This is a genomic window from Planomicrobium stackebrandtii (assembly GCF_030814955.1).
GTDB lineage: Bacteria > Bacillota > Bacilli > Bacillales_A > Planococcaceae > Planococcus > Planococcus stackebrandtii.
Window position 1 is genome coordinate 237,400 of the sequence record NZ_JAUSWB010000003.1, and the last position, 21,640, is coordinate 259,039.

Annotated in this window: 22 protein-coding genes; 15 read left to right on the forward strand and 7 right to left on the reverse strand. The window is 46.0% G+C overall.

All coding sequences use genetic code 11. From position 1 onward, the window contains the following. Positions 1-9: 9 nt before the first annotated feature. The gene (locus tag QOZ98_RS07210) at positions 10-543 is read right to left on the reverse strand and encodes a DUF2798 domain-containing protein (protein WP_308786805.1); all 534 of its coding nucleotides are present in this window, start codon (positions 541-543) and stop codon (positions 10-12) included. Positions 544-759: 216 nt separating this feature from the next. Continuing rightward, positions 760-1,839 (reverse strand): S-layer homology domain-containing protein, encoded by a 1,080-nt coding sequence (locus QOZ98_RS07215; protein ID WP_308786806.1) that lies wholly within the window; start codon positions 1,837-1,839, stop codon positions 760-762. Positions 1,840-2,479: 640 nt separating this feature from the next. On the opposite strand from QOZ98_RS07215, the gene QOZ98_RS07220 reads away from it, so the two are divergent. After that, positions 2,480-3,457 (forward strand): Abi family protein, encoded by a 978-nt coding sequence (locus QOZ98_RS07220; RefSeq protein WP_308786807.1) that lies wholly within the window; start codon positions 2,480-2,482, stop codon positions 3,455-3,457. A 17-nt stretch (positions 3,458-3,474) separates the two neighbouring features. Then, a complete protein-coding gene (locus tag QOZ98_RS07225; protein WP_308786808.1) occupies positions 3,475-4,014 on the forward strand; it encodes a DUF1697 domain-containing protein in 540 nt (179 codons plus the stop codon). A 37-nt stretch (positions 4,015-4,051) separates the two neighbouring features. Here the strand turns inward: QOZ98_RS07225 and mug are convergent, their stop codons facing one another. After that, positions 4,052-4,561 (reverse strand): G/U mismatch-specific DNA glycosylase, encoded by a 510-nt coding sequence (mug, locus tag QOZ98_RS07230; RefSeq protein ID WP_308786809.1) that lies wholly within the window; start codon positions 4,559-4,561, stop codon positions 4,052-4,054. 38 nt (positions 4,562-4,599) lie between these two features. Continuing rightward, positions 4,600-4,812 (reverse strand): TM2 domain-containing protein, encoded by a 213-nt coding sequence (locus QOZ98_RS07235; RefSeq protein ID WP_308786810.1) that lies wholly within the window; start codon positions 4,810-4,812, stop codon positions 4,600-4,602. 238 nt (positions 4,813-5,050) lie between these two features. On the opposite strand from QOZ98_RS07235, the gene QOZ98_RS07240 reads away from it, so the two are divergent. From QOZ98_RS07240 to QOZ98_RS07270, 7 genes are all read left to right on the forward strand, one after another. After that, positions 5,051-5,704 carry a hypothetical protein gene (locus tag QOZ98_RS07240; protein ID WP_308786811.1) on the forward strand — a complete coding sequence of 218 codons (654 nt, stop codon included), beginning with the start codon at positions 5,051-5,053 and terminating at the stop codon, positions 5,702-5,704. 766 nt (positions 5,705-6,470) lie between these two features. Further along, positions 6,471-8,084: a glycoside hydrolase family 13 protein gene (locus tag QOZ98_RS07245; RefSeq protein WP_308786812.1), complete on the forward strand. Its 1,614-nt coding sequence runs from the start codon at positions 6,471-6,473 to the stop codon at positions 8,082-8,084. Between the two features lie 619 nt (positions 8,085-8,703). Next, the gene (locus QOZ98_RS07250) at positions 8,704-9,594 is read left to right on the forward strand and encodes a macrolide 2'-phosphotransferase (protein ID WP_308786813.1); all 891 of its coding nucleotides are present in this window, start codon (positions 8,704-8,706) and stop codon (positions 9,592-9,594) included. An 83-nt stretch (positions 9,595-9,677) separates the two neighbouring features. Continuing rightward, the gene (locus QOZ98_RS07255; protein WP_308786814.1) at positions 9,678-10,553 is read left to right on the forward strand and encodes an AraC family transcriptional regulator; all 876 of its coding nucleotides are present in this window, start codon (positions 9,678-9,680) and stop codon (positions 10,551-10,553) included. Positions 10,554-10,775: 222 nt separating this feature from the next. Next, complete coding sequence (locus tag QOZ98_RS07260) at positions 10,776-11,222, forward strand: SRPBCC family protein (RefSeq protein WP_308786815.1); 447 nt, start codon at positions 10,776-10,778, stop codon at positions 11,220-11,222. A gap of 89 nt (positions 11,223-11,311) precedes the next feature. After that, the gene (locus QOZ98_RS07265; RefSeq protein WP_308786816.1) at positions 11,312-11,464 is read left to right on the forward strand and encodes a hypothetical protein; all 153 of its coding nucleotides are present in this window, start codon (positions 11,312-11,314) and stop codon (positions 11,462-11,464) included. 40 nt (positions 11,465-11,504) lie between these two features. Beyond that, positions 11,505-11,861, forward strand: coding sequence for a hypothetical protein (locus QOZ98_RS07270; RefSeq protein WP_308786817.1), 357 nt, complete (start codon positions 11,505-11,507; stop codon positions 11,859-11,861). A gap of 87 nt (positions 11,862-11,948) precedes the next feature. Here the strand turns inward: QOZ98_RS07270 and QOZ98_RS07275 are convergent, their stop codons facing one another. Beyond that, a complete protein-coding gene (locus QOZ98_RS07275) occupies positions 11,949-12,437 on the reverse strand; it encodes a BsuPI-related putative proteinase inhibitor (RefSeq protein WP_308786818.1) in 489 nt (162 codons plus the stop codon). A gap of 191 nt (positions 12,438-12,628) precedes the next feature. Here QOZ98_RS07275 and QOZ98_RS07280 point away from each other — a divergent pair, with 191 nt between their 5' ends. The 3 genes from QOZ98_RS07280 (at position 12,629) to QOZ98_RS07290 (ending at position 16,086) form a co-directional block, all read left to right on the forward strand. Then, entirely contained in the window at positions 12,629-13,840 is a 1,212-nt protein-coding gene (locus QOZ98_RS07280; protein ID WP_308786819.1) for an aminotransferase-like domain-containing protein, read from the forward strand. 57 nt (positions 13,841-13,897) lie between these two features. Continuing rightward, on the forward strand, positions 13,898-14,263 hold the full coding sequence (locus QOZ98_RS07285; RefSeq protein WP_308786820.1) for a PH domain-containing protein: 366 nt from the start codon (positions 13,898-13,900) through the stop codon (positions 14,261-14,263). A gap of 266 nt (positions 14,264-14,529) precedes the next feature. Beyond that, positions 14,530-16,086, forward strand: a complete 1,557-nt coding sequence (locus QOZ98_RS07290; protein WP_308786821.1) for a class I adenylate-forming enzyme family protein — start codon at positions 14,530-14,532, stop codon at positions 16,084-16,086. Positions 16,087-16,149: 63 nt separating this feature from the next. Here QOZ98_RS07290 and QOZ98_RS07295 read toward each other — a convergent pair whose 3' ends face one another. Then, positions 16,150-17,037, reverse strand: a complete 888-nt coding sequence (locus QOZ98_RS07295) for a fructose bisphosphate aldolase (protein WP_308786822.1) — start codon at positions 17,035-17,037, stop codon at positions 16,150-16,152. A 232-nt stretch (positions 17,038-17,269) separates the two neighbouring features. Next, positions 17,270-18,742, reverse strand: a complete 1,473-nt coding sequence (locus QOZ98_RS07300) for a protein adenylyltransferase SelO (RefSeq protein WP_308786823.1) — start codon at positions 18,740-18,742, stop codon at positions 17,270-17,272. A gap of 140 nt (positions 18,743-18,882) precedes the next feature. Here QOZ98_RS07300 and QOZ98_RS07305 point away from each other — a divergent pair, with 140 nt between their 5' ends. The 3 genes from QOZ98_RS07305 (at position 18,883) to QOZ98_RS07315 (ending at position 21,418) form a co-directional block, all read left to right on the forward strand. Beyond that, positions 18,883-19,494 (forward strand): type 1 glutamine amidotransferase family protein, encoded by a 612-nt coding sequence (locus tag QOZ98_RS07305; protein ID WP_308786824.1) that lies wholly within the window; start codon positions 18,883-18,885, stop codon positions 19,492-19,494. A 225-nt stretch (positions 19,495-19,719) separates the two neighbouring features. Further along, entirely contained in the window at positions 19,720-20,409 is a 690-nt protein-coding gene (locus tag QOZ98_RS07310; protein WP_308786825.1) for a response regulator transcription factor, read from the forward strand. Continuing rightward, positions 20,402-21,418 carry a sensor histidine kinase gene (locus tag QOZ98_RS07315; protein ID WP_308786826.1) on the forward strand — a complete coding sequence of 339 codons (1,017 nt, stop codon included), beginning with the start codon at positions 20,402-20,404 and terminating at the stop codon, positions 21,416-21,418. Before QOZ98_RS07310 ends, QOZ98_RS07315 begins: the two co-directional genes overlap by 8 nt. Positions 21,419-21,640 lie beyond the last annotated feature (222 nt).

The window sequence follows — 21,640 nt, forward strand, 5'->3', positions numbered from 1 at the left end:
TTTGCTGACTTAAATAACTTCTGTTTTTAATACTTGTACATCTTCTGGTGCCAACCCTGCTTTTCTATCTTGAGCTTCATGCAGCTTCACCATAACAAAACGGGCAATCGGCTGGATGACCAGGCTTTCGGCAATCAAGACAATTGCGAAGTTGCGTGGCCAGTTTGCAAGCCAGTTGCTAAAGAGTTCTGAGTGAAAGCCGTTGCCAACGATATCGCCGATCAAGGTCATTGCAGCTGACATGCCGAGTACGGTGAACAGGATACGGAACAGAATTTTAGAATTGAAGCTGTCTGTAGCCTGAGTAAACTTGGCGGTCAAAGCTTCCGCAATCCGGCCAAAAATAACCGGTTCGATGACCATGACGATGATCCACATGATCGGAATCATTTTGACAATGCTCCAGGCAACTTCGGCATTAAATTCTCCGGCAAAGTAAATTGCACTGAACGAACTCATAAATATTACGGTCATGGTAGAAATGAGGCTGCCGTAGAGAAGACCCTCTTTTCCATTGCGTGGCAATCTTTTTTCTTGATGCACATTCTTCTCCCTTTCAAAGTACCTATTCTCGACTTTTTTACGTTAAATTTCATACGTTTAGCGGTCTGTTTGTTACTATAACAAGTACGGAATTTCGATGTAAGTGTCTATTGTGTGTCTTTTTAGACAGCGCTTTATCGTCATGATGTTGTAGAGGATTTCGGGAAAAAAAAAGCTAGCTCCCAAAAGGCAGCCAGCTTTTATCAAATTTAGCTGTCATTCAACAGCAGTCAACTCTTTCGTTACAGTGCCATCCATTTTCACCGATTTCACTTCACCAAATCCTTCAACCATATAATAGATGTGCCCCTCTTCTAAAAATTCTGGATCAGCCGCTACCGTTACTTCCACAGCCTCCGTAAAAACCTGATATTGTGTCTCTACAGTCATGCCGGTTCCGGTGATTTCACGCGCAGCCGCATACAGCGTATCGGTGTACCAAGTTTGTCCTACTTCCGGCGGATACTCTAAATCGCTATACGATTCTGAATAGGGCAGACCGAATGTGTAACGTTCATGGGTTTCGAATTCGGTTGAATCCGTTAATAACGATCCGTCTTCTCTGTAGATGCTCCAAATAAAGCCCATTTCCAATCCATTGCGTATAGGCACGTAATTATAGACATGGCGCTCGATGCCGAATTCCGTATCATAGACATAGCTTCTTGTCTTATCTCTCAAATAGGACTGCGCAATGGTCGCATCATTTTTAAACTCAGGTTCAAGGCCGCGTGCCAAAAATGCAGAAAATTGGCCGCGAGTCACAGTTGAATTCGGGCGGAAGGTCTTGTCGGGAAATCCGATGGTTATGTTCGCAGCCAGTATTTTCTGAACCGGCTCGTAGACCTTCATGCTCGGTGTTATATCCGTGAAACTCACATCCGCCCGGAACGGAACGATGAACAGCCGCGATAAAATAAATGCCATTTCGGCTCGCGTAATCGTATTTTCAGGACGATAGGTGCCGTCTGGATAGCCTTCGATCAACTCTGCTTCCGCTGCTGCAGCAATGGAGCCGCTCGCTTTATGGGAAGCAGGGACGTCCGGAAACCCTGTATTACGGGGTGTAGTGTCAAATTTTTTCAGTCGGCTGATCATAATTGCCGCTTCTGCACGCGTTACGCCTGTATCCGGCCGCATCGTGCCATCGGGGTAACCTTTCAACACATCACGATCCTTCAAATAGGTGATTTCTTCATAAAATTCATGAGACTCCGGTAAACCGGAAGCCCCTTCGACAGGAAGTGCCAAACCAAGCATCAATACCAATACGGCCAATAACGATAACTTTTTCAATGCCCTCACTCCTTCTCCTTATTTCTCACCATTCCACGGACCATCAGGCTCGAATCATTCTAAACTTCCCAAGCAAACTTTTTTATTCACCCATACCCCTTATTGCAGAACATTAAAAGGGAAAGCATTTTTGCCTTTTGTAAAAAACCTACTTATAGAAGCGGGATTGCGGAAACAGACAGAGAAATCACCAACTATATAAGTTGAACTAATGATCTTCACCTGTTGATATTCCACCAATCAGCTCCGCTTTCGGGCCAGCTGCCAAGGGCTTGCGCCGGACTAACTCGGGCTTTTAGCCCGAGTGGATTTCTTGTATGTCGTTGCATCGCTGCGCTGTTCCCTTAGGAGTCTCCGCTGATTTGCTCCATATCCTTTATTAGTACAGTGAGATAACAGAGGCTCACTTCGAATTCACTCTCTCTCTTAGCGCCGGCGCGCCCAGGGGCTAGGCGAAGCAAGAAGACGGGCGCTCTTTGCCTGGCTTCTTGCGGGAGCTATGCCCAAAGCGTCCGAAGCGTTGGGTAAAAGCTAGATTCTTTAGTTCATCATATATAGAATATATTCGTTATTTTAGCGAGCAAGTGGTTCCTAAATAAAGGAGTTTCGCTTACAGTAAAAGGAGATGAATATGCAAAGGATGAGATATGTGAAAGATTTTGCCTCCCACGACGAACAGCTGGAGATACTCGAAAAGCGGGGCTTAAAGGTCACGGACAAAGCGGCTGCAAAACGGATTTTGTCGCGCGAGAATTATTATGCATTGATTGATGGTTACAAGAAGCCTTTTCTGGAGCAAAATGAACGGATCAATCCATATGGCCTTGAGCAGTATCAGGCAGGCACCGAGTTCAGCCATCTGTATGCGCTGCACAGTTTTGACCGGAAGCTGCGGCTGCTTTTGCTGAGTGAATTGCTGAAGTTCGAAAAAAACATCAAGTCGAAAGTGGCATACCGCTTTTCCGAAAAGTTCAGGGAAACGGGAAGCTTTTTGGAAGCTGGCAACTATAGTCCGGACAGCCGCCACCATCATGAGCGTGACCGCATCATTTCGACGCTTGGCAATCTGATCAAAAGCCATAAGAAAAGAGACAAAGTGAGGTACCCGGCTATCCGGGAATTTTATGACAAGCACAAGAACGTGCCGCTTTGGGTACTGGTCAATTTCTTGTCGCTTGGCCAGATTACTCATTTCTATGCCGTTATTGACGAAGATCTGAGGGAGCGCATTGCCCATGATTTTGCGGAAGAATACAGTGAAGAACACGCGCCAATCCGCTTGGCGGCCAGCGACCTGGATGCCATCCTGCGCATCGTATTTCCATACCGCAATAAATCCGCGCACGAGGAAGTGCTGTACCGATTTCATCTCTCTCACCCAGTGGAACTGGGCAGTGTCGAGTCGATGCTGGCAATGAAAAAAGGGAGCCTCAGCGGAGCAACAGTGTTCTCTGTGATGTGCCTGCTTCAACTCGTGCTGGCAAAAGGTGAGTATGCAGTATTTTCGAAGAAAGTCGAAAGTTTGGTCAACGAACTTGAAGAGTCGGTTCAGAAATCTGCATTTGCAAAAATTATGAAAGATGCTGGCTTTGACGGCAGTGGAAGCAAATCCTGTTAATTGAGGAGAGGGTTCTGATGATTTATGTGGCATTGCTGCGCGGAATCAACGTAGGCGGCAAAAACAAGGTGGGCATGAAGGAGCTCAAGCAGGCGTTCGAAAGAGTTGGGATGACGTCGGTCGTCACCTATATCAATTCAGGAAATATTGTTTTTGCTGCCGATATTCACACTAAAGAACAACTAACGCCGATTTTGGAACAGGCAATTTACAGCCAGTTCGAACTTCAAATCAAAGTGCTCCTTTACAGCTCGGAGGAGTTTCAAAAAATCAACGCAGCTATTCCGAAAAACTGGTCAAATGACTCGCAAATGAAAAGCGATGTCTTGTTTTTATGGCAGGATGTGGACGAGGCAACCGTGCTCGAAAGGTTGGTCATCAAGCCCCAAATCGACCGCGTCAGCTATGTTCCAGGAGCTGTCCTTTGGTCAGTGGATAAGGACCAAGTCACCAAAAGCGGCATGATGAAAGTCACCGGTTCGGCTCTTTACCGGCGCATTACGGTCCGAAACGTCAATACCGTCCGAAAAATAGCGGCGTTGCTGCCGCAAGCTTAAAAAATGTCGCCCTCTTTTAGTGAGAGGGCGACATTTTTTATTTGTAATTGTTTAAACCACTGTAAATCTCGACAATATCATCCATCTTTATGCGGACCAAGCCGCTTGAGGATGGAGCGACATACTCAACAATGCCCGGAATGACCGGCTGTTGTTGCAGGCCCCAGGAAACCGCCTTCCTTTTGCTGAACTGCTGGTAAACACCTTTTCCGACAAAACAGACGGCTTTTGGCCGGAATTTCCGGATTTTCTGCTCCAGCAGCTCGGCGCCTTCCCTGTATTCCGCATTGGAAATCTCCGCGGCTTCTTTGGTCGGCCGTGCAACGATATTCGTCAGCCCGTAGCCGAGAGTGAGCAGCTCGCTGTTTTCGTCAGGCCGAAATTTTCGCGGCGTCAGTCCAGCTTCGTAAAGGATCTTCCAGAACCGGTTGTTCGGGTTGGCATAATGAAAACCGGTTTCAGAAGAGCGGATGCTCGGATTGAAGCCAACGAATAAAATTTTCAAGTCTTCCTGCAGATGGTCAGGAATCGGTTCAAGATGCAACATAGATTCTCTCCTTAACTGTGTGGAAGCAGAAGGCTGTTTTAGCGTCTGCCGTGTTTTTCCTGAAAAGTTTCTTCAGATTGAAGCAGATACATGATTCCTTCAATGATTCCGATAACTGCAGGAATCCCTGTCCAAAAGAACAGCAAGTAAAAAATTCCCATGCCTGGACGCCCCAAATAAAATTTGTGTGCGCCAAAGTCGCCAAGGAAAATGGCGAGTAACGCTGACGCTAATTTGCTTTTTCTTTTCATATATTCTCATCCTTTCCAGATATACTACTATTCCCGAATTTCGGAAAGTTAACGGGTGAAAAAGAAAAAGATTGTGTGCATTTTGCGTGCAGCTTACCCAAAAGATGAAAAGCAGTGTTGCAAGGAACAATGATAAAATGGCGTGCTTTTTATAGGTATTTATGATCGTGAAAATATGTTCATATAGTTCCCTTAATTTGTTATAATACTTTTATAATGAATAAATGGAGAGTGTAGGATGCTGAACTATCAACAACGTGAATTTCGGAAAAAGGTAGAGAGTGCGGAAAACAAAAAAGAGCAGCATCATGATATTTACAGTTACCATGACAAGCGCTTTACGAATGAAAAGCCGAGAAAGCGCAAAAAGCAGATTTTGCAAGTTGGCGGAGCGTTTGGAATGATCCTGCTGTTGTGGAATGTCTTTGCCTTTTCCACTTACTTTGCGCCAAATGGAGAGGCTGGTTTGTTATCAAAAGAAGAGCTGGAAGTACATCAGTATATTGAGAAAAATAGCCAGGTGGAAATGGAATTGGCTGGCTCGATCAGCATGCTGGTTTCACTTCATAATGACAACCTATTAAGTTCAGATCAAATTGAGGAAGTCCGGCTGCAGCTTTTGGAGCTGCAACAGAAGATGGAGACAACGGATGAGCGGTTTATCGCCATGCACGCGTATACCGATGAACAATTTAATCTTGCTTATCAGATGGCCAATGTGCTGAAACTGGGAAATTCAGAAGCGACGAACCGGGAACTTGCTTACATCATCGAGCAGCAAAATAAGTTGCTGGAAAGAAGAGATGAGGTGCTTCTGAAGCTTTTGGCAAACGAAGGAATGACTTTTGAGCAACTGGAGGATGGCAGTATATCTTATGAGTATGGTCTATAAATGTGAACGAAATGATAGAAAGGAAGAGGTCAGTTGTTCAGTTTTTTTAAGAAGCCATGCTCTTTATGCAGGAGAAAAATTGTTCCTTTAGCCATCTATTGGAATGATCGCGATGAAAAAATTCAAGTGTGCAGTCCATGCCGGGAATATGCCGAGAGAAGAGCATATCGAAAAGTATGAAAAGGGAATGGACTTTTCTTTGACAGGCTTAAGGAAATGGTCGACGGTTGAACATATTCTTAATAACAGACTGCTATATTCCAAAAAATAGTATTTTCCTAATTCAAAGCAGATTCCTGAGCGTCAGGAACCTGCTTTTTTGAGTTGAAGGTGAGAAAGTTTGTCCGAGGAATAAGGAAAAAATATTATTTAAATATCACTCATATAGAATAAATCGGCCAATATAAGGAAGAAAGTAGCAGGCAAATAAAAATATACGAAGATGAAAACGGTACCATTAAATTAATGTTAGAAAACTTTACAAATAAGGTTTTTTTATTGCTGCAGCGGTTATAATGTAAGATATTCAAAAAAGAGAGGGTGGCTGCGCCAGCTAAAATCCACTAATAAAATGGGTCTGATAACTTGGTAATTTTTTGCGAACTCTGCTACACTATCAACTTGAAATTAATTTTCTAAGAAAATGTTGCTGGACGATGGAATAGATAGAGACGAAATAGACGATCGGGCATCTTCAAACGAAATCAGAGGTTACAGCCGATTGATGGATGGGGAGAATGGCCAAGGTCTTTGTGAGGGATCAGTTATGAATAAAAAATGGTGGAAAGAAGCAGTTGCATATCAGGTGTATCCGAGAAGTTTTATGGATTCGAATGGTGATGGCGTAGGCGACATCAACGGTGTGACCAGTAAGTTGGACTATTTGAAAGACCTTGGCATTGATGTGATTTGGATTTGTCCCATGTATAAATCCCCCAATGATGACAACGGCTACGATATTAGCGACTATCAGGCGATTATGGAAGAGTTCGGCACGATGGCGGATTTTGATCGCCTGCTTGAGGAAGTTCATGCACGGGATATGAAGCTGATCATCGACTTGGTGATCAACCATACGAGCGACGAGCATCCATGGTTTATGGAATCACGTGCGTCGCGCGACAACGACAAGCGCGATTGGTATATCTGGAGCGATGAACCGACCAATTGGGAAAGTATTTTTGGCGGTACCGCCTGGGAGTACGATCAGGAAACGAAACAATATTATTTGCATTTATTTTCTAAAAAGCAGCCGGATTTAAACTGGGAAAACCCGGAAGTGCGGCAAGCTTTGTATGACATGGTCAATTGGTGGCTGGACAAAGGAATCGACGGCTTCCGTGTAGATGCCATCAGCCACATCAAAAAAGAGTTGAGCGACATCGAGGATCCGGAACAGAATCTGTATGTGCCGGCGTGGGAAAAAATGATGAATGTCAAAGGCATACAGCCGATGCTTGCAGAACTGCGTGATGAGACATTTGCGAAGCACGACATCATGACGGTAGGCGAGGCAAACGGTGTGCAGGCAGACAATATTGATGAATGGATTTCAGAGGATGATGGGAAATTCAATATGGTGTTCCAGTTTGAAAGCATGGGCTTGTGGGATACTGATGCAACAACCGGCATCGATGTGCCGAAGCTGAAAGAAGTGCTGACCAAATGGCAAAAAGCTGTGGAAGGCCATGGCTGGAACGCATTGTTTGTCGAAAATCACGACAAGCCGCGCATTGTCTCTTCTTGGGGGAATGATAAGGAGTACTGGCGTGAAAGCGCAACGGCCATCGCCACCATGTATTTCTTCATGCAAGGGACGCCGTTCATTTACCAGGGGCAGGAAATCGGCATGACCAATGCGCCGTTTGAGGAGCTTGATCATTACAACGATATCCAGACCCACAGTCTTTACCATTTCAACCGTTCGGCAGGCATGGAGCACGACGACGTGATGACGATTATCAAGGCGCAGAGCCGCGATCATTCACGCACGCCAATGCAATGGGACGAAAGTTCAAATGCCGGATTTTCAAACGGTGAGCCCTGGCTACGCGTCAATCCGAATTACGAGAAAATCAATGTTGCAGCGCAGCTGCGTGATCCAAATTCAGTTCTCTGGTTTTACCGGAAAATGATTTGGCTGCGCAAGCAGCAGGATGTCCTCGTCTACGGAAATTATGAGCTGCAGGATGTCGGCCACGAATCGATTTATGCCTATACCCGCATGAATGAAGAAAAAACGGTACTGGTCATCACCAATTTGACGGAGTATTCCTGTTACTGGGACGAGCCAGAAGGGGCGCGTTGCCTGTTAAACAACTATGGTCAGCAGGATCCAAAGCAATTGCTGCCGTTTGAAGCGCGAGTTTATGAATTGTAAAAAGGAGACCCTGCCCTCAAGCGTTTTGCTTGAAGGCAGGGTCTTTTTGGCGGAGATTTTCCGTGGATATCCGGAAATTTACTATTGTGCAAATAAACCCGAGGATTCCGCAAACAAACCCCGAGGTTCTGCAAACAAACCCGAGGATTCCGCAAACAAACCCGAGGATTCCGCAAACAAACCCCGGGATTCTGCAAACAAACCCAGAAATACCGCAAACAAACTCCCTGCAAGGTGAATATATTAGAAAGTAAAACGACTTTATTCTAATTAATAGGAATAAAAATGGCTTTAAGACGCGATCCTGTAAATCCGTCTTAAAGCGGGCTGTTTTAGTATGGCTTCTAGACTTTTTTGAGGCTAAAAAACAGAAAAAAACCATCTTGCCCGAGGGCAAGATGGTTTCGATAGTTTGCGGCGTTCCAAGCCACGCTCCACAACGTGTTCCTAAAAGGAGTGCTTGTCCGTCTTACGCAAACGAGCTCATCGCGTAGTTAACAATAGAGCATCTGTTCCGATCTGTCAACTCCTCGGCTGCTGGCTGCGTTTTTTGGCGAATGGTAAAGGGAAGGTAGGAATAAGGGCAGCAATAGAGCAGTTTTTGAAAGGTGGAATTTTTATGGAGAGAAATGAAATTATAAAACTGGCGGCAAAGCACAACTTCATGATCGAAGGGCGCGATTGGGTGCTGAATCAATCCGGATTGGATTTTTCAGTGGTGCAGTTTGAAGATGAAAAGGGTGTTTCCTGGATATTGCGTATTCCCAGAAGAGAGGACGTGCAAAATCAAGTCCTCAAGGAAAAAAGGATTCTTGATGTGGTTGTGCCGAACTTAAAGGTGCAGGCACCGAACTGGGAACTGGTGAATGATGAGTTGATTGCTTACAGAGCTTTGCGCGGTGTTCCAGTCGGAACTTACAATCCTGAAGTGCAGCAGTTTGAATGGGTGCTTGACCCGAAGAATCTTTCGGACCGCTTTGTTTCATCCCTGGCAGAAGCGATGGTTTCGCTGCATTCGATCTCTTTCGATAAAGTTCGGGAAGGGGGACTTCCCGTTCAGTCGATTAGTGAGGTTAAAAATCAGATGCAGCAGCGCATGGATAAAGTGAAGGAAGAGATGGATGTCGCCGACCAGCTGTGGAGCCGCTGGAAAAAATGGATAGATGAGGATTCGTATTGGCCTGAGCAAAGCGGTTTTATCCATGGTGATTTGCATGCCGGGCATATGCTGATTGACAAACAAGAGCGGGTTACCGGTTTTATTGATTGGACCGAAGCACGTGTGGCGGATGTCTCCACTGATTTTCTGGGACACCTTGTGGCTTATGGTGAAGCTGAGCTGGACCGGTTGATTTTGGCATACGGACAAGCAGGCGGCAAGGTCTGGCCAAATATGAAAGAACATATTATGGAACTTGCCACGACTACGCCGATCGACATTGCAGAGTTTGCCATTAAATCGGACAGTGAAGAATACATGGAGATGGCGCGAAAGATGCTGCAGGAATAAGGGCAACCGATTGTTTCCGTACACAGAAAATCGGATGCACCCGATTTGTTCCCCTTAGAATAGGATAAGAAAGGAGGGCATGCATGGATATGCTGAAGGATATGAACGAAGCATTGCGCTATATCGAAGAACATTTGGATGAAGAAATTGATTTTGGCAAAGTTTCAGTGATTGCCGGAGTTTCAGAATTTCATTTTCGTAAAATGTTTTCGTATCTGTCAGGCATGGGGTTGAGCAGCTATATCCGCAGCCGGCGCTTATCTTTGGCTGCGATGGACCTGCAGCAGGATCAGGGGCGAGTTCTTGATGTGGCCATCAAATACGGCTACGACTCGGCTGATGGCTTTAGCCGTGCGTTTCGCGAATGGTCGGGCATCAATCCATCGGAAGTGAAGCACAGTGATCACTTTAAATCATTTCCGCGCCTGACTTTCCAATTGACGATTCAAGGAGGAATAGAGATGGAATACCGCATTGCTAAAAAAGAAGCATTTAAACTGGTAGGAATCAAAAGACGGGTGCCTATCGTTTTCGAAGGACAGAATGAGGAAATCATAAAGATGGTGCAGTCCATCACAGCCGATCAGCGTGAACAGCTTCAAAAATGGCGCAATACTGGCGTTGATAGTGCTGTTAATGCATCGTTTAATTTTGATGATGGACGCTATGAGGAAAAAGGGCAGCTGGATCACATGGTGGGGTCGATCACGACATTGGAAGACAGCTTCGAAGGCTTCGATGTTGTGGAGGTGCCGGCAGCGAGTTGGGCGATTTTCAGCATCGAGGGACCTTTTCCACAAAAGCTGCAGGACACATGGGGGAAGATTTTCTCTGACTGGCTGCCGTCGTCAAACTATGAATTGATCGCTGGGCCCGAAATTTCCTTTAACGGCGATTTGTCGGATTTGCAGAATGTATACAGCGAAATATGGATTCCAGTGAAGAAACGCCAGCAATAAAAAACTCTCCACGCATCAATGGCTCTCAACAGCTGATGGATGTGGTGGAGAGTTTTTAATTGCAGAATAGAATTGCGGCGCTGTCGAGTTCTTTTCTTTTACAATAATCCCAAAGGAGAATACTCTGAACTTACATAATTGAAATCGGAGTTGGATGCACTCTCTACATAGCGCGGACAGGAGCAAACAGCAATTGTCTGCAAAACCAAGGAGGAGAATAGCATGTGGACCATCCGAAAAACAATGGTGATTGATCGGCCGGTTAAGGAGGTTTTTGGCTACGCCTCAAATCCTGTAAATTGGTATCAGTTTTATGTAGGCCTTTCTGAACCTGAGAATTTGGAGGGAAATGGCGAAGTAGGAACAACCATGAACATGAAATACACCATGCTGGGTGTGCACCTCCCCATCACATTGGAGGTCACCAAAAATTCGCGTGAAGGCAATAGCTGTTTCTGGAGCGGTCATATCAAAGGCGCTGTCAGTTCAACTCAGTCTTGGACCTACAATGCCGAAGGAACTGGAACAGAAGTCAATCTCGACATGGAATATGAATTGCCCGGCAGTGTTCTTGGAAAAGTCGCCAACAAGCTGGTCGTCAAAAAGCTCATGGACAATTCTTTGGAACAGACCATGAATAATCTTAAAGATATTTGCGAAACGGATTAAAAGCGATGGGGCTGTCTCATAACTACAAAATATAAAAGCGGCAAAGAAAAGCAATCCTTTTCTTTGCCGTTTTTTACGAGCTGACGGGAATGGAAGCGGCTGTTTCATTGAATGCTTCGGACATCCAGGCAGAGGTCAACATTATCGGCTTTGACGTCGATAATGAGGGCCAAACGCAGCAGGAAGGTGTAGCGAAGCTGGCAATGGACAGTACAAGTCCGTCTACTCGGAAAGTGATTTAAATGAGTACTTGAAACAAGAGTACAGCCGCCTTTATTGGGAATGGCTCGCTATATAGAAATCCTCACACAAAGCAAGGATATTGCAGGGGATTTGCTGAAATACAACAACGAAATCTACGGCAAATCCTTGGCTGAAAACAAAGAAATGCATCGTTTGCAGTATAGGCTGAACGAGCTTGGGAAGCTTAAAGACGAGGAAGCAGTCGACAGATACAACGAGTTGGTCGACATCAGACACGAAACTCTCATCCAATATTTCAGCCAGGAAAAAGAACGGAAAGACGCTATCCGCAAGGACCTGCATGAGCAGCTTGAGAAAAAAGTAAAAGAGACCGGTGAGGAAAAAGAAGAAGATTATGCTTCCCAATCTTATTTTCCAGGAGTAAAAGTCAGGTAGTTTTCAATAAAGAATGGAAGTGAAAAAAACATTCCTGCTGCCCGAATAGGGTTTGGCGGAATGCTTTTTCTGTGTACTGGCTTCCTTTTATTCCACAACATGCTCTGTTGTCACTTCGTACGTCTCGCCTTGTCTTGGTGTCAGCCAAGCGGTCAGCTCATAAGTGCCAGGTTCGAGTTCGAGCGCGGGAATTTCAAATTCATAACTCAGTTTATCTCCTTGATCCACAGCTTCTTCACCCAATGCCTGCATATACGTACTAACGGATGAAAAGAGAAAAACCTCTTCTCCGCTTTCATTTGCGAGGGAAAAATCGTAGCGCTGGCTGCTGGTGAAGTCGAAGGTCATCGCTTCTCCTGTCTCATTCGTTAAGTTATAGCGGTACGTATCTTCGTTGACTTGTTCAATATCAGGTTTCATTTCACCTTCCATGGTGCCGCCGGTTGATTCATCGCCAGTGCCTGGTTCTGTCGCCGCAGGCTCTTCGGCAGAATCTTCCTGTTCAGTTCCGCAAGCGGCGAGAATCAGGCTCGCCAGGACAATCAAAAATATGCCAAGCCAAAATTTATTTTTCATGGATATGCCTCCTCGTATAGTAAGGAATAAGTGGATCACTTTAGCATAAGACCGTTGGAGGGAGGGAAAAGTTACAGTTTATCAAGGATGTATTTCGCCGCCGCCCTACACATTGCGGTCTGCACCCTGTAGAATAAAGACTAAGAGATTTCACATTATTCCATCAGCTAGAAGAAAGGGGAACGACTTACGTGAAAACAGACTTCCATTTTTCGAAAGACATTGAAATGGCGTTTAAAAATGATCCCCCGGGCCAATGGCTTTCCACTTTGCCTCCCGGCTGCCTGCGCCTCAGTTCAGGCTACCCGGCGCCTGCCTTAGTTCCATCTGAAAAAATCAAATTAGCGGTAGCCCGTTTGCTGGACGAAGAACGGGACTTGCCGCTTCATTATCTCGGCAGTCCCCGGGTTCCCCAGCTAAAAGAGTTTTTGCGTCAACGGATGGCGCAGCGGGGTGTAGCAGCATCCGATAGCGAACTGATTGTGACTTCCGGCGCCTGCCAGGCCATCGATTTGATTGCACGCGTCATATTGGATGACGAAGCTGTCGTCGCTGTTGAATCACCAACCTATATGGAAGCGCTGGAGATTTTCCAAAACTATACTGAGCATTATTTGGCCATCCCGATCGATGAAAATGGATTGCAGACCGAGCTGTTGGCGGACATGCTGGCCGATCGCAAAGAAAAAGGGCAGCCGCTTCCTCGCCTGTTGTATACCATTCCAACTTATCAGAATCCGACGGGCACCACCTTGTCGCCTGAACGCCGCAAGCATGTGCTGGCCCTTGCAGAACAATACGATTTTCTCATTTTGGAAGACGATGCTTACGGGGAACTGGGGTTTTATGACAGCCCGAGCCTGCTGAAGGCATTGGACACCAATAACCGTGTGATGTATGTGGGTTCATTATCTAAAGTGGTGGCTCCCGGCATGCGAATCGGCTGGGTAGTGGCGGACAGCCGCATAATCGATCCATTAAATTGGTTCAAGAAAGATCTGAGCCATCCTTTTGACCAGGCAACAATGGCGTCGTTTCTTGAAACGACAGATTTTGATGAGCACTTGAAATTCCTGACAAATGCTTACGAATCTAAATGTGCAACTATGCTGTCGGCGTTGGAAGAATTTCTGCCGCCTGCGGTTTCGTGGTTCGTGCCAAAAGGCGGGTATTTTGTTTGGGTCAAAATACCAGGCGTCGATACGTCGAAGTTGCTTCCCGAAGCATTGGCCGCAGGTGTTTCGTTTGTACCCGGCAAATATTTTTTCTTGAATCAGCAGGATGGGCTCGAATACCTCCGTCTGTCATTCAGCTATGCCAATGAAGAAGAGATTGTTAAAGGTGTAGAATTGCTGGGGCAGGTAGCAGGTGTAAACATTCCGGCAGCTGAGGACAAAGAATAAAATTTTCTAGGTCCGAAAATGATTAATAGCATATTATATAAGGAGGGATGGATTAAAATGGCAGATTTGTCGTCAACTTTAGCATGGACTTTTACACAAGAAGTGGATATTCCAGAAGATATTCAAGATTTATTGATTGCAGGTGAGAAAGCTCAAATTGCCTATAAAACGATTCGCGATATAGCAGTCATTACCAACAAACGGCTGATTATTTCGGATAAACAAGGGATAACGGGAAAGAAAACGGAAGTGTACACGATTCCGTTTAAATCCATTATTATGTACTCTTCAGAGAATGGTGGAACTTTTGATTTGAATGCCGAGCTCGAGTTTTGGACGAAAGCAGGAAAATTCAAACTGAATTTAAACAAAAAAGTGGATATCCGAAAACTGGACAAACTGATAGCTCAATACATATTGTAGAGAAATCCATTCAAAAAAGAATATAAAAAATGCCCCAAACCGCGCCTATCAAAATTATGATGGAGCGCGGTTTTTCAAATTATTACTGATGAGCAAAAAGGCATGTAATGCAAATTGACTATATTTTCAGAATACTGTAAAATTAATTATACTATTTAAGAAAATCTGGGTAATTCTAACGGCTGTTCAGCCACTGGATGTTTCTGAGATAGAAAGAGAGAGTTGGTTATTAGCGCATTCAATTGACAGCAGAAGGAGGAGATGGAATGAACATCACGGCCCCACTCAGGCAGAACGCAAAGCGTTTTCCAGATAAAATGGCCATCACTTGTGATGGCCGGATGTATTCGTATCAGGAACTGAACGAAGAAGTAAATCGGCTGGCCAATGGACTGATTGAAACAGGGCTGCAAAAAGGCGATAAGGTATCGTTCTTTATGAAAAACTCTGATTATTATGTTCTGGCTTTTTTTGCAGTATTAAAGGCCGGTGGTGTTGTTGTACCGGTCAATTGCCTGCTGAGTCCGGATGAAAGCGGCTATATTTTCGAGCAATCAGAAAGCAGGTTTATCTTCTGTGATACAGAATTTGAGCGAGTGATCGCAGAAGGGATAAAACAGGCTGAGTTGCTTCAGCAGGTCATTGTCTTCCCGACATCTGGCAGCTCAGAATATCTGAACTGGGAAAGTGTGCTGAGTGAAAATGCACTGGAGCCTTCTATTGAAGTGCTGAGCACCGATGACGCTGAAATTCTGTATACTTCCGGCACTACAGGGAAGCCTAAAGGTGCTGTATTTGATCATCAGCGTATCGTCAATGTCAGTATGTCATTTGTCTTTGGAGCTGAAATTGGTGCCAACGACCGTCTTTTGCATGCCGTGCCATTTTTTCACTCTGCTCAATTGAATCTATTTCTGGTGACTGGCATTTTGCTTGGAACATCGAACGTCATCCTGCGTGACTTCCATCCAGAAAAGGCGATTCAAGCCATCAATGAATTCCAAGTCACTGTTTTCTTCGGTTTGCCGGATATGTACAGTACATTGCTGGAAGTACCAGATACAGAAGCAGCCGAATTGTCTTCTGTCACCAAATGCATGTACGGTTCAGATCCGATTGATCCGGATCTCGTGAGAAAGGCGATGGACTTTTTCGGCCACCAGCAATTCTACAATCTCTGTTTGTTGACTGAAGGCGGTCCTGGCGGGGTCTTTCTATTGCCGGAGCAGCATGAATACAAATTAGGTTCCGGTGGCAAGCCGATGTACTTCACGGAAGTTCGCGTGGTGAATGAGGAATTTCTGGACGTTCAACCTGGAACTATCGGGGAGTTTGTCATCAAGGGCGATCTGGTTATGAAGGAATATTACAACAAACCAGAGGAAACTGGAGAAGCGTTCAAAAACGGCTGGCTGTTGACCGGGGACTTGGCAACCATCGACGAAGATGGATTTATCTCGCTTGTGGACCGCAAAGCGGATCGCATCATTTCTGCCGGAGAAAATATTTATTCCATCGAAGTGGAACGGGTCATCAATGGCCATCCGCAAGTGGCCGAAGCCGCAACAGTTGGATTGCCGGAAGAGGAGTGGGGAGAAATTGTTGGTGTGATCATCGTTCCGAAAGAAGGAGAGACGATCGACGAAGAACAATTGATGGATTATTTCCTGGAGCAGTTGCCTGGGTACAAGATTCCGCGTAAGTACCTCATTGCTGATTCCCTGCCGCGTAATTCTTCGGGGAAAATTATGAAATACCAGTTGCGTGAACTGCACATCAGCGAATTCGAATGGTTCCGGAAAATTCCAGAGAGCCGCTATTAGGCCAACCTGCACAAAAATATGCCCCGCTGCCAATCAAGGCGACGGGGCACATTTTTGTGGTTTTCAAGTGATGGAAGCTTCGTATATGCCTTTGATGGAATTATCCAGCATTGTATTGAATTCCTCATCCGACTGGCTGGCGTTGACGCCTTCGGATAAAGCACGGGAAAAGCTGGCAATGAGACCTTCATTGGCTGCCAATTTTTTGTTGGCATCGTCACGTTTATAGCCGCCTGATAGTGCAACTACACGAAGTACGCGTGGATGATCGATCAATTCCTTGTAATAATTATCGACGGTTGGAATGGTGATTTTGATCATGATGTTCTGATCTTCACTCAACTGATCGAGGTGCTTCAGCATTTCCTCTTTGAGGATTTTTTCGGATTGCTCTTTGTCTTTGCTGTTGATATCGACTTCAGGTTCCAGAATCGGCACCAGTCCGGCTGCAAGAATCTGTTTGCCGACTTCAAATTGCTGTTCGACTACTTTTCGGATGCCTTCCGGATTTGCTTCCTTGATCACGGAACGCATTTTTGTCCCAAAAATATTTCGTTCGTTGGCGCGTTTTAATACATCGTCTAAGTCTGAAATCAGCTTCATGACCTGAACGCCGTTTTCTTCATCTGCCAGACCTTTATCGACTTTCAAGAAAGGCACAACGCCTTTTTCCTGCCATAAATAGTCAGGCGTATAATGGCCTTCCACTTTACGGTCCATCGTCTGCTCGAAAAGGATTGCGCCGATAATCGAATCGGAATTGAAGGAAGGGGCCGTCATGACGCGCGTCCGCATTTCGTGGATCAAGTCATACATTTCTTCTTCCGTTGAGTATTGGTCTTCCGATACGCCGTAAAGCGCCAATGCTTTCGGTGTGCTGCCGCCGCTTTGGTCAAGCGCAGCGATAAAACCTTGTCCATTTTTTACAAATTCCATTTGTTCCTGATTCATCGTCCCAGCTCCTTAGATAAATTTTTTGACAGGTTAATCCTTCATCTTAAAAAATTTACAGCAAAGAAACCCTTTCACTGAATATTGTAACAATATAAAGGGGAAACTACAAAAAGAATTTTTTTACTATTTAAGGTGGCTTTGTATATGCCACGATAAGAATAGTTGTTTAAATCCAATCGGGCTCAGCGTCCGATTGGATTTAGTCTCTTCGCCGGGCCGCAGGAAATCATCACGTCCCGCAGAAAGTCTGGTACCCGCTTTCTGGCTCTTGTGGCTGTGCATAGGCCTCTTGTTCGGGTGAGTGGGCATACGGATTGGCCAGAACTTCAAGCAGCCGGTGCAAGACGCTGTAATCTCCTCGGAACTCAGCCGCTTCTAGAGCTTCTTCCACACGATGGTTGCGGGGGATGACTGCCGGATTGCTGTCGCGCATCAGTTGCTGTCTTGCTTCCGGCGATCCTTCCTGGCGATCCAAGCGTGCCTGCCAAGAACTGTGCCATTCCTTGAATTCCGGTGCATCAAATAAATTGCTGCCTTGCAGCTTGTCGAAGGTCAAGGCACGGAACGTATTGGTGTAATCGGCAGTGTGTGCGTGCATCAAATTCAGCAGCTCTTCCGCCAATGCCATGTCTTCAGGCTCTTCACTAAAGAGCCCGAGCTTTTTCCGCATGCCGGCAAGCCAGTGGCTCTGGAACTGCTCGATGTACTGGGTCAGTTCTTCTTGAGCCATGCTGACCGCCTCTTCTGGAGTATCGTGCAGCAAAGGCAGAAGGCTTTCCGCAAAGCGCGCCAGATTCCATCCGGCGATCATCGGTTGATTGCCATACGCATAGCGGCCCTGGACATCAATCGAGCTGAAGACCGTCTTCGGATCAAAGCTGTCCATAAATGCGCAAGGTCCGTAGTCGATCGTTTCGCCGCTGATCGCCATGTTGTCGGTATTCATGACGCCGTGAATAAAACCGGCGAGCTGCCATTTTGCAATCAAAGCTGCCTGCCGCTTGATGACTTCCTGGAAAAGCGCCAAGTAGGGGTTCGAAGCATCTTGGACATGAGGAAAGTGGCGTGCCAGCGCATAGTCAGCCAGCGTTTTGACATCCTCTTTCGTGCCGAATCGAGCTGCATACTGGAAAGTGCCAACGCGCAGGTGGCTGTCGGCAATGCGTGTCATGACAGCACCCGGAAGCGCTGTTTCACGGCGGACCATTTCACCGGTTTCCACGACTGCCAGGCTGCGGGTCGTCGGGATGCCGAGGCCATGCATCGCTTCGCTGATCAAGTATTCACGCAGCATTGGCCGAAGCGCTGCACGCCCATCGCCGCCGCGGGAATAAGGGGTTCTGCCGGATCCTTTTAATTGAATATCCAGCCGCTTGCCAGAAGGCGTCAGCTGTTCACCAATCAGTAAGGCGCGGCCGTCGCCAAGCATCGTAAAGTTGCCGAATTGATGTCCTGCATAGGCCTGGGCAAGCGGCACGCTGCCTTCAGGAACCCGGTTTCCGGCAAGAATGGCAACGCCGTCTTCACTTCTCAAATCTTCAGCATTCAGTCCAAGTGTTTCTGCCAGTGCCTCATTTAAAATCACGAGATTTGGCGAACGCACAGGATTGACGGTAAATTTGCTGTAAAAAATTTCAGGCAGGCGTGAATAGCTGTCGTCCAGCTGCCATCCGGTATGGGTTAGTTCTTTTTTATTCATCATAAATTCTCCTTTTTTATCGAGGATTTATTCTTATTATACCCTCTTGAGTGGATGATCATGTCCCAGCTGTTTGAGTAATCGGCATGTGCTATAATCCAGTTATTAAGAAAGTGAATATTCAAGCGAAAGGAGAGAACAGCATGAGCAACAAAAAAGTTCTTTTTGTCTTGCTGGACGAATATGCAGATTGGGAAGCGGCTTCACTGGCGGCTGCGCTGAACGAAGAACCTGAAGGGCAGGGGCAGCAATTTGACGTGAAAACTGTGTCTTTGACGAAAGATCCGATCAAATCGATCGGCGGTTTTACGGTGCTGCCGGATTACGGGTTGGACGATGTGCCGGAGGAGTTTGCCGGATTGATCCTGATTGGCGGCAATTCCTGGCGTAAAGAAGAAAGCAAGCAGGTCATGGACCTTGTCGACAAAGCTCTGGAAAAGGACGTTGTACTCGGAGCAATTTGTGATGCGACGGTGTTCTTGGGGATAAGCGGACTGCTTAATGATATTCCGCATACCAGCAACTACTTGGAAGACTTGAAACAAACAGCAGGTGACAGCTACAGCAATGAAGCCGGCTACTTGCAGCAGCAAGCTGTTCGGAGCGGAAACATCATCACCGCCAACGGCTCGGCATTTTTGGAATTTGGAAAAAGAGTGCTTGAGGCTTTAAACGCGGCACCACAGGAAGAAATTGATGAATGGTACGGTTTTTTCAAAAAAGGCCACCACGAATACATGAAAACCAAACAATAAGAGAGCTGAGCGAACCACCTTCCATTGTGAGACTGTCCCCACAATTGGAGGTGGTTTGTTTTTGATGGTCGACTGGAAGAAACTTCGCTACACTGAGAAGAAAGAGTGGAACGTGGCGGCTCCTGTGATAGCAGCGAAGCCGTACCTCTCGGAAAGCGTCCACCTGGAGCGATTTCTTCTTCCACACCTTTAATTCAATACAGATGAAAAGATTGGAATGATAAGATGTTCAAAATCATGATCGTAGAAGACGATTTAACGATTGCAGGAATATTGAAAGAAGAACTGGAAAAGTGGAATTACGAAGCGTTCTTGGCAGATGATTTCAGCCGGGTGCTGGAAGAGTTCAAGTCCAAATCGCCCCAGCTGATCCTGTTGGATATTCAGCTGCCTTCCTTTAACGGCTATTACTGGTGCCAGGAAATTCGAAAGGTTTCACAAGTGCCGATTATTTTCATTTCTTCCCGCAACGAGAATATGGACATTGTGATGGCCATTCAAATGGGCGCAGACGATTTTATTCCCAAGCCTTTCGATTTGACGGTGGCAGTTGCAAAAACGCAGGCGCTGCTCAGAAGAACCTACGATTTTAAAGAATCGGACAACTTCCTGAGTTTTAACCGGACACTTTTGAAGCCGGGCGAATCAAAGCTGTTCGTGGATGATGAGGAAGTAGACTTGACGCGCACCGAACTGAAAATTATGGAACTCCTGTTTCTTCAAAAAGGCGACTATGTCACAAGAGAAGAAATCATGGTCAAGCTATGGGAAGACGAATCGTTCATCGACGACAATACATTGGCTGTCAATATCGCTCGGCTGCGAAAAAAGCTCGCGAAAGCCGGTCTTGCTGATTTCATCCTGACTAAAAAGAACATCGGTTATGCATTGAATAAGGAGGCTGCTCATGCATAGAGAATCCAGAGGGGCTTTGTTTAAAAGTTTTCTGCTGTCGGTGCGGCCCCAGCTGTTTTTGTTTGCCGGAATGGCAATCATTTTTGGAGTGATATACTTTTTGAACAGACAGCCGCTGAGTTTGTTTTTCTACAGCATGCAAGTGTCGGCATTTCTGCTGTTGATTTATTTGTTTATCCATTACTTTCAATATGCCAAGCGCTATAAGCTGATCAGCAGCCTGGACCTCGTGACCGCCTCCAGCCTGGAAGATCTACAATCCATTTCCGGACCTGTTGACCGCCTCTATATAGAAAAGATGGAAACCTTGCTTGGACAGCTGCGGGAATCGGAAAATCTACATGCCGAGCGCCAAACCGATCAGCTGGATTATTTTACGTTGTGGCTTCATCAGATCAAGACGCCGATTGCTGCCATCAGCCTCTTGACCCAAAGTTCAAAGGCGGCAGAAGCAAAACAAATTTCGCAGGAATTGGTGCGCCTTGAGGATTATACGCACATGGCGCTCAATTACATCAAGCTGGAAGAGTCTGGAACAGATTTGGATTTATCGCTGGTTGATGTGGATGAACTCGTTAAAAAAGCCGTCAAAAAATATTCCATCCTGTTCATCTACAAAGGCATCCGTCTCGATTATCAGCCGCTTGAAATGAAAGTGCTGTCGGACGGCAAGTGGCTGCAAAATCTGCTTGAACAGGTCTTGTCGAACAGCCTGAAATATACGCCGCAAGGAACGATTTCGATCTACCGGGATTCGGCGCATTCAGAAACGCTGATTATCGAAGATACCGGCATTGGCATCCGTTCAGAAGATCTGCCGAAGATTTTTAACAAAGGCTACTCCGGCATGAATGGCCGCCTCCATGAAAAGTCCACGGGCCTTGGCCTGTTCCTCAGCAAAAAAATCTGCCAGCGTTTAGGGCACCGCATTATGATTGACTCACTGCCGGACCAGGGAACCCGTGTTGCCATCGATATGTCGCGTGCGGATTTGCAGGTTTTTGATTGAATATTTTGTATGTCGCTGTACCGCTCCCTTCGGAGTCTCTGCTGATTTGCTCCATATCTTTTATGAATACAGCAGGAAACTTAGGCTTGCTTTGAATTTATTCCTTCACTTAGCGCCGGCGCGTGAGGCTAGGGGAAGCGATGGATAAAAGCTGGTTTCTTTAGTTCAACGTATATAAGTCATTAAAATTGCTCTTTTCCAAGAGATCTTACGAAACCGTAA

What these genes read in the sequence shown, in the direction of transcription:
- QOZ98_RS07255 (WP_308786814.1), top strand. Translation starts at nt 9,678, where the DNA reads ATGGATATGCTGAAGGATATGAACGAAGCATTGCGCTATATCGAAGAA.
- QOZ98_RS07245 (WP_308786812.1), top strand. Translation starts at nt 6,471, where the DNA reads ATGAATAAAAAATGGTGGAAAGAAGCAGTTGCATATCAGGTGTATCCG.
- QOZ98_RS07260 (WP_308786815.1), top strand. Translation starts at nt 10,776, where the DNA reads ATGTGGACCATCCGAAAAACAATGGTGATTGATCGGCCGGTTAAGGAG.
- QOZ98_RS07220 (WP_308786807.1), top strand. Translation starts at nt 2,480, where the DNA reads ATGAGATATGTGAAAGATTTTGCCTCCCACGACGAACAGCTGGAGATA.
- QOZ98_RS07285 (WP_308786820.1), top strand. Translation starts at nt 13,898, where the DNA reads ATGGCAGATTTGTCGTCAACTTTAGCATGGACTTTTACACAAGAAGTG.
- QOZ98_RS07315 (WP_308786826.1), top strand. Translation starts at nt 20,402, where the DNA reads ATGCATAGAGAATCCAGAGGGGCTTTGTTTAAAAGTTTTCTGCTGTCG.
- QOZ98_RS07250 (WP_308786813.1), top strand. Translation starts at nt 8,704, where the DNA reads ATGGAGAGAAATGAAATTATAAAACTGGCGGCAAAGCACAACTTCATG.
- QOZ98_RS07305 (WP_308786824.1), top strand. Translation starts at nt 18,883, where the DNA reads ATGAGCAACAAAAAAGTTCTTTTTGTCTTGCTGGACGAATATGCAGAT.
- mug (WP_308786809.1), bottom strand. Translation starts at nt 4,561, where the DNA reads ATGTTGCATCTTGAACCGATTCCTGACCATCTGCAGGAAGACTTGAAA.
- QOZ98_RS07265 (WP_308786816.1), top strand. Translation starts at nt 11,312, where the DNA reads ATGGAAGCGGCTGTTTCATTGAATGCTTCGGACATCCAGGCAGAGGTC.
- QOZ98_RS07270 (WP_308786817.1), top strand. Translation starts at nt 11,505, where the DNA reads ATGGCTCGCTATATAGAAATCCTCACACAAAGCAAGGATATTGCAGGG.
- QOZ98_RS07295 (WP_308786822.1), bottom strand. Translation starts at nt 17,037, where the DNA reads ATGAATCAGGAACAAATGGAATTTGTAAAAAATGGACAAGGTTTTATC.
- QOZ98_RS07310 (WP_308786825.1), top strand. Translation starts at nt 19,720, where the DNA reads ATGTTCAAAATCATGATCGTAGAAGACGATTTAACGATTGCAGGAATA.
- QOZ98_RS07300 (WP_308786823.1), bottom strand. Translation starts at nt 18,742, where the DNA reads ATGATGAATAAAAAAGAACTAACCCATACCGGATGGCAGCTGGACGAC.
- QOZ98_RS07240 (WP_308786811.1), top strand. Translation starts at nt 5,051, where the DNA reads ATGCTGAACTATCAACAACGTGAATTTCGGAAAAAGGTAGAGAGTGCG.
- QOZ98_RS07290 (WP_308786821.1), top strand. Translation starts at nt 14,530, where the DNA reads ATGAACATCACGGCCCCACTCAGGCAGAACGCAAAGCGTTTTCCAGAT.
- QOZ98_RS07275 (WP_308786818.1), bottom strand. Translation starts at nt 12,437, where the DNA reads ATGAAAAATAAATTTTGGCTTGGCATATTTTTGATTGTCCTGGCGAGC.
- QOZ98_RS07225 (WP_308786808.1), top strand. Translation starts at nt 3,475, where the DNA reads ATGATTTATGTGGCATTGCTGCGCGGAATCAACGTAGGCGGCAAAAAC.
- QOZ98_RS07235 (WP_308786810.1), bottom strand. Translation starts at nt 4,812, where the DNA reads ATGAAAAGAAAAAGCAAATTAGCGTCAGCGTTACTCGCCATTTTCCTT.